The sequence below is a fragment of the Vibrio sp. 1CM23M genome (assembly GCF_023161755.1).
Taxonomy (GTDB): domain Bacteria; phylum Pseudomonadota; class Gammaproteobacteria; order Enterobacterales; family Vibrionaceae; genus Vibrio; species Vibrio coralliirubri.
This window is the reverse complement of record NZ_JALNTR010000013.1, coordinates 19,268-32,165: the sequence shown is the minus strand read 5'-3', so window position 1 is coordinate 32,165 and position 12,898 is coordinate 19,268. Positions and strand designations below refer to the sequence as shown.

The window sequence follows — 12,898 nt, the reverse complement described above, 5'->3', positions numbered from 1 at the left end:
TAAGCGTTAAGTCGTAAGCGACGAATTAGTAGAATTAATAGATAGAAGTTTAGTAGTAGGGTAAGCATGGCTGTTGTTGGATTAGGTACAGATATCGCAGAAATTGAGCGTGTTGAAAAGGCATTGTCACGAAGTGGTGACGCTTTTGCTCAGCGTATTTTGACCGATTCTGAATTTGAAGTATTCCAGCAACTCAAGCAAAAAGGGCGTTACCTTGCAAAACGTTTTGCTGCCAAAGAAGCGGCATCTAAGGCGTTGGGCACGGGGATCGCGCTGGGTGTGACCTTTCACGACTTTGAGATTTCAAACGATGAGCATGGCAAGCCAGTTCTGAGCCTGCATAAAAAAGCGCGTGAAATCGCAGAGGCAAATGGCACAACATCGATTCATCTGACTATCTCGGATGAGCGTCACTACGCAGTGGCAACGGTGTTACTCGAATCGTAAACAGATTATCGCTACTTTATATCTAGTGCTCTTGGCTCTAGACAGAAAAAAGCAGAGCTCATGAGCTCTGCTTTTTTATTGGCGGGTAAACCGTTTACTGAATGTTGGTGAGTAACAAGTACCCGCTAGGTCTTAGCCGGTTTCAAGTAATGAATCGCGGTTGCTTGAACCTTGTCTAATTCATCCTGAAGCTCGAAAAGCTCCGGTTCAATGTCTTCAACAGAAGTGCCAGAACGCAGCTCCTTCTCTATCGTCGCACATACCGATTTTAGTCTTGGTACGCCACTGTACGAGCTGCTGCCATGCATCTTGTGGATGATATGTATCAGCTCTTCAACTGGGTAGTCACTGTCTTCTATCGCTTTGTCTGCTGCCTCATAAACCTCTGGAATAAAGTCTACGAGCATTTGCAGCATATCGCGTGCGAGGTCTTCTTTATTGGCGGCTTGTTTCATCGCAGCTTGCCAATCAATGATGATGTTTGTGTGCACGCTGGCTTCAGTTTCTGACACTGGACCGCTATCGACTTCAGCAGAGACCGCTGGGTGGTCTGGATCTATTTTTTCGATGTGCTCAACCTCAGAGGTCGAGCTCCAATGAATCAGAACCTGCTGTAAAACATGCTCTTCAATCGGTTTGGTTAGGTAGTCATCCATGCCCGCATCAAGCAGTCGGTCACGTTCGCCAATCATTGCATGCGCGGTAACGGCAATCACAGGCGTATTTGCATTGTTCGCCAGCTTCTTGATGTTCTGACAAGCGGTCACACCGTCCATCTGTGGCATTTGAATATCCATGAAGATGATATCAAATGGCGTCTCTGTCGCTTTGTCTATCGCCTGCTGACCACTGGTACAACTGATGACGGTTTCTACACGCTCTTTGAGCAGTGCGGTGATCAGTTTAAGGTTGGCTGGATTATCGTCGACCGCCAATACCGTAAGCGGGAGCTTCTCTTCTGAATGTGTTTCAATCGCTGGTGCAATCAAAGTTGGTGCCTGATTCGATACCAGAGTTTGCAGCAACTTCTTACGAGAAAGAGGCTTAGTGATGCACTGAACATCTACCTCTTTCATTAGTTGCTCACCCAACGCTAACTCGGTACTTGGTGTGCCAATTATCACGTTTTGAGCAATCTTCTTCGCACCGATCGCCCAACCACTCACGGTATCAAATTGATATTCTTGGTTGGCGGCTAGGTTAAGCAGAACGTAGTCATACGAGGTGGTCTCGTCTGGCATCACCGAACGATACGTTACCACTAAGCCTTCTTGAGTTAGGATTTGCTGAGTAATCGATGCCGCTTGCATGTTTGGCTCGATAAGCAGCAGTTGTTTGTCTTGCAGACACTGCGTCTCAATCAGCTCTGTCATCGGCATATCAGTCGTTGATAGTCTCAAGGTGAACCAGAAGGTAGAGCCTTGGTGAAGACGACTGGTTAGGCTGATCTCTCCGCCCATTTGGCTGACCAGTTTTTGGGTGATAACCAGACCTAAGCCTGTACCACCATAGCGACGAGAGATACTTGCATCGGCTTGGCTGAAGGCTTGGAACAGCTGAGCTTGTTGACGCTCCGAGATACCAATGCCCGTATCGCGAACCATGAACTGCAGCTCGATGTTGTCTTCGCTTTGTGAACGCAGCTCAACGCTGATATCAATGTTGCCGCGCTCGGTAAACTTAATTGAGTTACCGACTAGGTTAGTCAGGATCTGTTGAATACGCAGTGGATCACCCACCACGCCTGGCGGTACTTTAGGGTCGATCTTCAGTGTCAGCTCTAGGCCTTTCTCATGAGCGTTGGTTGCTTGAAGGTTTACTACCTCTTCAAGGCTAGCTTGGAACTCAAATGGAATGTTCTCTAGGGCTAATTTACCCGCTTCAAGTTTCGAGAAGTCCAAGATATCGTTGATGATGCTAAGCAGGTTGTTTGCTGAGCGTTCAATGGTTTGCAGGTAATCGGTTTGACTGTTCGATAGGTGAGTCTTGAGCATCTGACGAGTAAAGCCAATCACACCGTTCAGAGGCGTTCTCAGTTCGTGTGACATATTCGCTAAGAATTCAGATTTAACACGAGCGGCTTCTTGAGCACGCTTCTTCGCGATGTCTAACTCAACGTTTTGAATCTCTAGCTGCTCAAGGGTTTCACGCAAATCTGATGTGGCTTGGTCGATACTGTGCTGCATCTCGACGTGATATTCTGATAGCGATACCGCCATCGCGTTGATACCGTTTTTCAGCGAATCTAGCTCACCATGCATCTTACCTTCGATACGTACATCTAGGTGACCACGACGAATTCGGTCGACCATATTTTTCATGTGCGTGATCGGTTGAGTCACATCGTGCATTAATCGGAACGCAAACACGCCCGATAAACCAAGCCCGAGAATCAATACCAAGAAGGCAGAGAATACTTCTTGATATTGCTGCAATCGAAGTGATGACAGATCTAACTCAATCGCAATATAGCCGATCGCTTGGTTGGCTTGAGACTGACCGTTGGCTGAGTTGATGTACTGGCCTTCGGCGATGATAGGCGTCCGCAGGATCAGCGTATTATCGAGCAGATTCGATGAGCTTAAATGCGGGATCGGTTTATCTTTGGGATAGGTTAGGCTTTCAAAATCGGGGTGGAAGTTTGAGGTTACAAACAACTCATGACGTTCATCAAACACCGCGATACTGCGCACCAGCTTAGAATTTTTTCGATGCGCATAGCTAATAAGCTGACGAACAGACTCTCGACTTTCGAGCTTCATGCCTGATTCACTCGCAATCGCAAGTGGCTCAATGATGCTAGTACCAGTGTTAACCACTTGACCCTCAAGGTCTTGATAGCGGTTAAATGAGAAAAATGCACTCAATAGCAACCCAATAATCAGGGTTGGAGCTAGAGTTAAGGTAATTACACGGGCTCTTAAGCCATATCTGGTCATGTTCTTTAATTACATCGAGGTCTGGATATGGGAAAATAACGCACACAATGGCGGTTAAGTGAACGGTAAGCTTAATCAAAGCCGTGACGTTCGACAATGATTCCAAGACATAATAGTGAGTCCTGGATACCAATTACTTATTAAAAGATACATTAGGCACAAGCAATGGCACGTTTTTTCCAACCAAAAAAGAAAACTCAACTCGAGACCAAGCATCAATCGGTTTTGGTTGAACGAATGGATCACAATGGCGCTGGCATCGCTTATCAAAAGAATAAACCGGTTTTCATTGATGGCGCATTGCCCGGTGAGCAGGTGGTTATTCAACTTACTGAGAGCAAAAGTAAGTTTTCGCGAGCTAAGCTCATCAAGTTATTGAAGCCGAGCGAGCAGCGTTTAAAGCCGTTTTGTAAGCACTTTAATCAGTGTGGTGGCTGTCACCTTCAACACCTAGGTTACTCTTCCCAGGTTGAGCATAAATCGCAATCTCTGACGCACCTTATGAGCCAATACCAAACAGCGAACACTGAAGTTGCACAACCTATTATTGGTGATGAAATCGGTTATCGACGTCGCGCACGTATCAGCCTATTTGTTGATAAAAAGACACAGCAGCTTCAATTCGGTTTCCGTAAGAAGCAGAGTAAGCAGATTGAAAATATCACCGACTGTGCCGTGCTTGATCCTCGCCTCAATGTATTGCTGCCAAAACTGAAAAATTTACTGAACACTTTCAACAGCCTTACGTCTTTAGGACACGTTGAATTGGTGTTGGGCGATACTGGCCCTGTTATGGTGCTACGTCACCTTAAGCCTTTGGTTGAAAAAGATGAGCAAGCGCTGATTGCGTTAGCTAAAGAAGAAGGCGCTACGCTGTACTCGATGCCTGAAACCGATAAGTTGGTCCGTCTGGTTGGTGATGCGCCTAGCTACAGCGAAACAGGTGTTACCTTACCGTTTGAGCCAAACCACTTTATCCAAGTAAACCAGAAAGTGAATCAGCAGATGGTGGCTCAAGCGATTGAGTGGTTAGAGCCTCAAGCGGATGAGCGAGTGCTAGACCTGTTTTGTGGTCTCGGTAACTTTAGTCTGCCTATCGCGCAACAATCGGCGTTTGTGGTTGGTGTAGAAGGCGTTGATGAAATGGTTCAGCAAGCCACATCTAATGCAGCGTTAAACCAGTTAAGCAATACGGAATTTTACCAAGCTAACCTTGAAGAAGACTTATCTTCACAGCCTTGGGCAAAAGAGAAATTCGATAAAGTATTGCTTGACCCGGCACGTGCGGGAGCGAGTGGGATCGTTGATCAAATTTCAGCGTTAGGAGCGAAGCGTGTGGTTTATGTTTCGTGTAATCCTGCTACTCTAGCTAGAGATTCTGAGAGCTTAGAAAAACAAGGCTATCAATTAGCCAAACTGGGTATGTTGGACATGTTCCCACACACCAGTCATCTAGAATCGATGGCTCTCTTTATCAAGGCTTAGAGGCCCTTAAACAAGGCTTCAAATGAATCACAAAGGCGCAGGGAAGCCTGCGCTGATATCAATATGGTCGAACTAACTTGGAACCAGTTAGTCATATTGAATTGGGTATAAAACATAATAACTAGGAAGGCATGATGGTTGCGGTACGAAGCGCACATTTAAACCCAAGCGAACAGTTTGAGCTAGAAAGTTGGATTGCGTCATTGAATCAAGACGCAAAAACCTCGAATAAACTGATTAAAGTTTATCGTCACTGTGAAGAACTTTTAAAAGATCACGAGCAAGCATCGCTCTTGCTTTGGCGTGGCCGTGAGATGATCGAAATCTTGGTCACCTTGTCCATGGACCGTGCCACTTTAATTGCAGCGCAACTTTTCCCCGTCGTCTCAAGCGGCGTTTTTGAGCGCGAAGCGTTTGAAGAAAGCTACGGTAAAGAAACCGTAAAGTTGATCGATGGTGTTGAAGAAATGGCGGCCTTAGGCCAGTTAAACGTGACTCTTGAAGGCAGTGCTGCCTCGGGTCAAGTTGATAACGTTCGCCGTATGTTACTGGCAATGGTCGACGACTTCCGCTGCGTAGTCATCAAACTCGCTGAACGAATCTGTAACCTTATCGAGGTAAAAAAAGCCCCTGATGCTGTGCGTCGCGCGGCCGCAAAAGAGTGTTCTAACATCTACGCTCCGCTCGCTAACCGTTTAGGTATTGGTCAGCTTAAGTGGGAAATCGAAGATTACGCATTCCGCTACCAACAGCCAGACACCTACAAGCAGATTGCTAAACAGCTGTCTGAGCGTCGTATCGTACGTGAACAATACATTAAAGATTTCGTTGACGACTTAACGGCTGAAATGAACCGTTCAAGCATCAATGCTGAAGTCAGCGGTCGACCAAAACACATCTACAGCATCTGGCGTAAAATGCAGAAGAAAGGCTTGGACTTCGATGAGCTTTTTGACGTGCGTGCGGTACGTATCATCGCCGACCAGCTTCAAGACTGTTATGCCGGCCTAGGTGTGGTTCATACTAAATACAAACATCTACCAAGTGAATTTGATGACTATGTGGCGAACCCTAAGCCAAATGGTTACCAGTCTATTCACACCGTGGTTCTGGGACCAGAAGGCAAGACCATTGAGATTCAGATCCGTACCAAGCAGATGCACGAAGACTCTGAGTTGGGTGTAGCTGCGCACTGGAAGTACAAAGAAGGAGCTTCAAGCGGACGCAGTGGTTACGACGAGAAAATCACTTGGTTGCGCAAACTTATCGATTGGCAAGAAGAGATGTCGGATTCTGGCGAGATGCTGGATGAAGTTCGTAGCCAAGTATTCGATGATCGCGTATATGCCTTTACACCGCGCGGTGACGTAGTCGACTTGCCAATGGGTGCAACCCCACTGGACTTCGCTTACCACATCCATTCAATGGTTGGACACCGCTGTATCGGTGCCAAAGTAGCAGGCCGTATCGTACCGTTCACTCATAAATTATCGATGGGTGATCAGGTTGAAATCATTACTCAGAAAGAACCGAACCCATCACGTGATTGGTTAAATCCAACCACAGGCTTTGTTCATTCAGGTCGTGCTCGCGCGAAAATCAACGCATGGTTCCGCGCGCAAAGTCGTGAGAAGAACCTAGAAGCGGGTCGAGACATCCTTGAGGCGGAACTTGCGAAAGTGGGTGCAACCTTAAAAGATGCCGACCAATACGCGCTAAGACGCTTTAACGTCAACACGCCAGATGAGCTCTATGCTGGTATCGGCAGTGGCGACTTACGTATTAACCAAGTGGTTAATCACATCAATGCGTTGGTCAACAAGCCTACGGCGGAAGAAGAAGACAAGAAAGCGCTCGAGAAATTGCTTGAGTCGGAAAACAAGCCAGCACAACAGAGTCGTCCGAAGAAAGATGCGGTAGTGGTTGAGGGCGTTGATAACCTAATGACTCACCTAGCGCGTTGCTGTCAGCCAATCCCTGGCGATGTGATTAAAGGTTACATCACTCAAGGCCGTGGTATTTCGGTTCACCGCGCTGACTGTGAACAACTAGGCGAGCTAAGTGTGCATGCGCCAGAACGTATCATTGATACTGTTTGGGGCAATGGCTTTGTCGGTTCATACATCCTAACGCTGCGTGTTGAAGCACTAGAGCGTAATGGCTTGTTAAAAGACATCACCTCACTGTTCTCGAATGAAAAGATCAGCGTGACCACAATGAAGAGCCGCATCGACTACAAGCGTCAGCTATCGGTAATGGATTTCGATTTGGAAGTGACCAATATTGAAATTCTGAGTCGCGTGACCAGCCGAGTTGAACAAATCAAAGATGTTATGAGCGTTAAACGCTTGGGCTAGTTTTTACGTCGTACTTGGCTTTCTAACTGCGTTAGTTTCACTTATTTCACTCCATCACATAGGCAAGCTATGCTCAGGAGCCTCATAAGTTTACTGCCTTGTTAGAAGAGCTAATTACTTAGTAAAAAAATATAGCTGTCATTCCCTACAGTGAGGGACGAACGTGATAGGGAATCTCGTAAAGCGATTTGAGATCCCCAACTCGCTCATTCTTCGCTCTTGGGGATGACGGAAAGAATAGAAAGGTGAGTGGTTTTGGCTGCTCACCTTTTTTAGTTTTAGAAGACGTTATAAATTTAAAAATCAAAGACAGTGAATAGGAAGAAAGCGATGAATCACCCGATTGAACAACTTGAACAGATCATGACTAAGCTGCGCGATCCAGAAGGTGGCTGTCCTTGGGATTTGAAACAAAATTTTGAAACAATTGTGCCGCATACTATCGAAGAAACCTACGAGGTGGTGGACGCGATTCGCAACAAAGATTGGCCGAACCTACAAGAAGAGCTAGGTGACCTGCTGTTTCAGGTGATTTTCTACAGTCAGCTCGCGAAAGAGCAGGGGCTGTTTGAGTTTTCTGATGTGGTTGATGGCATCAATGAGAAGCTAACGCGCCGTCATCCTCATGTATTTTCTGATACCGAGTTTGCCAATGATGAAGAAATTAATGCCAACTGGGAAGCTGAAAAAGCCAAAGAAAAAGCACAGGCAGGCAAAACTCAAGAAAGTATTCTAGACTCAATACCAAACTCTCTACCTGCGCTTTCTCGTGCTACAAAGATTCAAAAACAGGTAGCGAAATATGGCTTCGATTGGGACTCTATTGGCCCAGTGGCTAATAAGGTTTTAGAGGAAGTCGATGAGGTGCTAGAAGAAGCGCTTCAAGTGACGCCAAATGAAGATTTGGTTGAAGAAGAGTTGGGTGATTTGTTGTTTGCGACGGTCAATTTGGTGCGACATTTGGGTAAAAATCCAGAGTCGGCTTTAAATAAAGCCAATCTGAAGTTCTCACGTCGCTTTAAAGGGGTGGAACAAAAAGTTCGTCAGCAAGATAAAATTTTGACCGATTTTTCACTACAACAGCTTGATTCCATGTGGGATGAAGTCAAGGTGGCGGAGAAAAGATAACCAAAGCTTTTATCATGAATTGATTTGAAGCAAAAAATAAAAAATAGCAGTGTGATAGATTTCACGTTGTGGCGATAAGGGGCTTCTGGTATATTTTCATCCCGTCCAGAAGTAGTCCATTTCCCTCATTCAACCAATTTCAGGTTAAACATGACGACAAATTACATTTTTGTTACTGGCGGGGTTGTATCCTCTCTAGGTAAAGGTATTGCTGCAGCATCTCTTGCGGCTATTTTAGAAGCTCGTGGTCTTAAAGTGACTATGATGAAGCTTGACCCTTACATCAACGTTGATCCAGGCACTATGAGCCCGACTCAGCACGGTGAAGTGTTCGTTACGGAAGATGGCGCTGAAACAGACCTTGACCTTGGTCACTATGAGCGATTCATTCGCACCAAGATGACTAAGCGTAACAACTTCACTGCAGGTCGTGTTTACTCAGACGTACTCGCTAAAGAGCGTCGCGGTGATTACCTAGGTGCAACTATTCAGGTTATCCCACACATCACTAACTCTATCAAAGAGCGTGTAATTTCTGGCGCAGCTGGCCACGATATCGCGATCGTTGAAGTAGGTGGTACGGTTGGTGATATCGAATCTCTACCATTCATGGAAGCGATTCGTCAGCTAGCAGTAGAACTAGGCCGTGAACGCGCAATGTTCATGCACCTTACTCTAGTGCCATACCTAGCAGCTGCGGGCGAAGTGAAAACTAAGCCAACGCAACACTCTGTAAAAGAGCTACTGTCTATTGGTATTCAGCCAGACATCCTAGTTTGTCGTTCAGACCGCAACATTCCTTCGAACGAGCGTAAGAAAATTGCTCTGTTCTGTAATGTGCAAGAAAATGCAGTTATTTCTATGCGCGATGTTGACTCTATCTACAAGATCCCTCAGCTTATTAAAGCTCAAGGCACTGATGAACTTGTATGTAAGCGTTTCGGCATCACAGCTCCAGAAGCAGACCTGTCTGAATGGGAACAAGTAATTTACGAAGAAGCTAACCCAACGGGTGAAGTGACGATTGGTATGGTTGGTAAGTACATTGAACTACCAGACGCATACAAATCAGTAAATGAAGCGTTAAAACACGCGGGCTTGAAAAATCGCCTAAGCGTTAATATTAAATACGTAGATTCACAAGATGTTGAGTCTCGTGGCGTAGAAGTTTTAGAAGGCCTAGATGCAATCCTAGTTCCTGGTGGCTTTGGTGACCGTGGTGTTGAAGGTAAGATTCTTGCTGCTCAATACGCTCGTGAAAACAAAGTACCGTACTTAGGTATCTGTCTAGGTATGCAAGTAGCACTTATCGAGTACGCTCGTAACGTTGCGAAAATGGAAGGGGCACACTCTTCTGAATTCTGTACTGAAACTAAGTACCCAGTTGTTGGTCTTATAACTGAGTGGACTGATGGCGAAGGTAAAGTTGAAGAGCGTACAGAAACATCTGACCTTGGCGGCACAATGCGTCTTGGTTCACAGCTTTGTCACCTAGCGAAAGGGACGAAAGCTTACGAATTATACGGTAGCGCGACGATCCATGAACGTCACCGTCACCGTTACGAAGTGAACAACAATCTTCGTCCACAAATCGAAAAAGCGGGCCTAAAAGTATCGGGTCTATCTGCGGACAAGAAACTGGTTGAAGTTATTGAGAACCCGAACCACCCATGGTTCGTTGCTGCTCAATTCCACCCAGAGTTCACTTCAACACCTCGCGATGGTCACCCATTGTTTGCAGGTTTCGTTAAAGCGGCTGGCGAGTTCCAGCGCGGCGAGTTAGAGAAGTAAAAAGGAATACAGGTAGCTGCGTAAGTTGTGCTGCTACCTTTAAATTTGACATTTATATATTCAACGAGAAGGAAACATTCAATGTCTAAGATCGTTAAAGTTCTAGGTCGTGAAATCATCGATTCACGTGGTAACCCAACTGTAGAAGCTGAAGTACACCTAGAAGGCGGTTTCGTAGGTATGGCTGCTGCTCCATCTGGCGCATCTACTGGTTCTCGCGAAGCTCTTGAGCTACGTGACGGCGACAAATCACGTTTCCTAGGTAAAGGTGTTCTTAAAGCTATTGAAGCTGTAAACGGCCCAATCGCTGAAGCTCTAGTTGGTACTGACGCTAAAGCACAAGCTGACGTTGACCAAATTATGCTTGACCTAGACGGTACTGATAACAAGTCTAAGTTCGGCGCGAACGCTATCCTAGCTGTATCTCTAGCTAACGCAAAAGCTGCTGCTGCTGCGAAAGGCATGCCTCTATACGAGCACATCGCTGAGCTAAACGGTACTGCTGGTCAGTTCTCTATGCCTCTACCAATGATGAACATCATCAACGGTGGTGAGCACGCAGATAACAACGTTGACATCCAAGAGTTCATGATCCAACCAGTTGGCGCTAAAACTCTTAAAGAAGGTCTACGTATCGGCGCTGAAGTATTCCACAATCTAGCTAAAGTTCTTAAGTCTAAAGGCTACAGCACTGCAGTTGGTGATGAAGGTGGTTTCGCTCCTAACCTTAAGTCTAACGCTGAAGCTCTAGAAGTTATCGCAGAAGCTGTTGCAGCTGCTGGTTACGAACTAGGTAAAGACGTTACTCTTGCTATGGACTGTGCAGCATCTGAGTTCTTCGACAAAGAAGCTGGCATCTACAACATGAAGGGCGAAGGTAAAACTTTCACTTCTGAAGAGTTCAACCACTACCTAGCTGAGCTAGCGAACAACTTCCCAATCGTTTCTATCGAAGACGGTCTTGACGAGTCAGATTGGGATGGTTTCAAGCACCAAACTGAACTTCTAGGCGACAAGCTTCAAATCGTTGGTGACGATCTGTTCGTTACAAACACTAAGATTCTTGCTGAAGGTATCGAGAAAGGCGTAGCTAACTCTATCCTTATCAAGTTCAACCAAATCGGTTCTCTAACAGAGACTCTAGCTGCTATCAAGATGGCTAAAGACGCTGGCTACACTGCAGTAATCTCTCACCGTTCTGGCGAAACTGAAGATGCAACTATCGCTGATCTAGCGGTAGGTACAGCTGCAGGTCAAATCAAAACTGGTTCTATGAGCCGTTCTGACCGTGTTGCTAAGTACAACCAACTTATCCGTATCGAAGAAGCTCTAGGCTCTAAAGCTCCTTACAACGGTCTTAAAGAAGTTAAAGGTCAATAATTCACTCTGAATTATTAGCTTAAAGCTTTTGAAAGCGCTCTACTTCGGTAGGGCGTTTTTTTTGCTTGTAGGAAAGTGAGATCTAATTTCTAAAGCTCCTCCTTTTTACAACAAAAGCGGTCTTAAAGAAGTTAAAGGTCAATAATTCCTAGCGAATTGTTAATCTAAGCTTTTTAAATACCTCGCTTATGCGGGGCATTTTTTTGCCTAAAATTCGTCATTCCCTAGACTGACGAAGGAAGGAATAGGGAATCTCACATAGGTTTCGAATAACAATAATTCCCCGACTTATTGATTCCCTGACACCACATATCTCGCACCAATAAGCTCATTATGGTATATATGTGCCTTATTCTAGTTCCTTCTTTTTCAACCGGCGAAAGGTGTTATGCGAATTTTTGCTTTAGTACTGCTCATAGTGTTTGGCTGGCTACAACACACACTGTGGCTCGGTAAAAATGGTATCTCTGATTACTACGGTGTGAACAACGAAATCCAAGTTCAACAGCAAGTCAATGAAAAGCTGCATATTCGAAATGCAGAAATGTTTGCTGAAATTGACGATCTACGCCAAGGCTTAGACGCGATAGAAGAACGCGCACGTCATGAACTTGGAATGGTCAAAGAAGGCGAAACGTTTTATCGCATCATTGGTGAGGAATCCCATTAATGTCGACTCAACTTCAAAGCGTGATTGCCGTTGTACCTGCAGCGGGCGTCGGTAGCCGAATGAAGGCAGACCGCCCTAAGCAATATCTCAAGATTCACGGTAAAACAATTTTAGAGCACACCGTTGAGAAATTACTGTCTCACCCACAAGTCGCTCAAATTGTCGTTGCGATCAGCGATGATGACCCATACTACCCTGAGCTAGCACTCAACCTGAACCCGAAAGTGATCAGAGTGTCAGGCGGAAGCGAGCGAGCAGACTCTGTACTCTCTGCGCTAAACTATATCGCTGAGCAGCAGCTTAGTGATTGGGTAATGGTTCACGATGCGGCAAGGCCGTGTGTTCAGCTAAGTGATATCGACAAGCTAATTTCCGGTGCAATGAGCCATGATGTGGGCGCTATTTTAGCGGCTCCAGTTCGTGACACGATGAAGCGCGGTGCCCAAGGGCAGATTGAGCATACCGTTGAGCGAGCTGATTTATGGCATGCACTTACGCCACAAATGTTCAGAGCAAAGCCTCTGTGGAATGCACTAAGTGAGGCGTTGCAACAAGGTGCTTCGATTACTGATGAAGCCTCAGCCTTTGAATGGAAAGGTTTATCGCCCGCTTTAGTGGCAGGGCGTTCAGATAATTTTAAGATTACTCAGCCTGAAGATTTAGCGCTTGCTGAGTTCTATTTAAGTCAGAATAAGGAATAA

The 12,898-nt window shown here is 45.7% G+C and carries 9 protein-coding genes; 8 read left to right on the top strand and 1 reads right to left on the bottom strand.

All coding sequences use genetic code 11. The annotated features are described in order from the left end of the window. The first annotated feature begins 66 nt into the window (after positions 1 to 66). The gene (gene acpS / locus MSG35_RS22380; RefSeq protein ID WP_017059039.1) at positions 67 to 447 is read left to right on the top strand and encodes a holo-ACP synthase; all 381 of its coding nucleotides are present in this window, start codon (positions 67 to 69) and stop codon (positions 445 to 447) included. A 125-nt stretch (positions 448 to 572) separates the two neighbouring features. Here acpS and barA read toward each other — a convergent pair whose 3' ends face one another. Continuing rightward, positions 573 to 3,386: a two-component sensor histidine kinase BarA gene (gene barA / locus MSG35_RS22375; protein ID WP_248385028.1), complete on the bottom strand. Its 2,814-nt coding sequence runs from the start codon at positions 3,384 to 3,386 to the stop codon at positions 573 to 575. Between the two features lie 165 nt (positions 3,387 to 3,551). Between barA and rlmD the strand changes: the two genes are divergently transcribed. From rlmD to ispD, 7 genes are all read left to right on the top strand, one after another. Then, entirely contained in the window at positions 3,552 to 4,871 is a 1,320-nt protein-coding gene (rlmD, locus tag MSG35_RS22370) for a 23S rRNA (uracil(1939)-C(5))-methyltransferase RlmD (RefSeq protein WP_248385027.1), read from the top strand. Positions 4,872 to 5,005: 134 nt separating this feature from the next. Beyond that, complete coding sequence (relA, locus tag MSG35_RS22365; protein ID WP_061040293.1) at positions 5,006 to 7,228, top strand: GTP diphosphokinase; 2,223 nt, start codon at positions 5,006 to 5,008, stop codon at positions 7,226 to 7,228. Positions 7,229 to 7,558: 330 nt separating this feature from the next. Further along, positions 7,559 to 8,356: a nucleoside triphosphate pyrophosphohydrolase gene (mazG, locus tag MSG35_RS22360; RefSeq protein ID WP_248385026.1), complete on the top strand. Its 798-nt coding sequence runs from the start codon at positions 7,559 to 7,561 to the stop codon at positions 8,354 to 8,356. 150 nt (positions 8,357 to 8,506) lie between these two features. Continuing rightward, on the top strand, positions 8,507 to 10,147 hold the full coding sequence (locus tag MSG35_RS22355; RefSeq protein ID WP_017063214.1) for a CTP synthase: 1,641 nt from the start codon (positions 8,507 to 8,509) through the stop codon (positions 10,145 to 10,147). Between the two features lie 81 nt (positions 10,148 to 10,228). Continuing rightward, a complete protein-coding gene (gene eno / locus MSG35_RS22350; protein ID WP_017059033.1) occupies positions 10,229 to 11,527 on the top strand; it encodes a phosphopyruvate hydratase in 1,299 nt (432 codons plus the stop codon). A gap of 388 nt (positions 11,528 to 11,915) precedes the next feature. Then, entirely contained in the window at positions 11,916 to 12,197 is a 282-nt protein-coding gene (ftsB, locus tag MSG35_RS22345; protein WP_010435786.1) for a cell division protein FtsB, read from the top strand. After that, positions 12,197 to 12,898, top strand: a complete 702-nt coding sequence (gene ispD, locus MSG35_RS22340) for a 2-C-methyl-D-erythritol 4-phosphate cytidylyltransferase (protein WP_050711945.1) — start codon at positions 12,197 to 12,199, stop codon at positions 12,896 to 12,898. Before ftsB ends, ispD begins: the two co-directional genes overlap by 1 nt.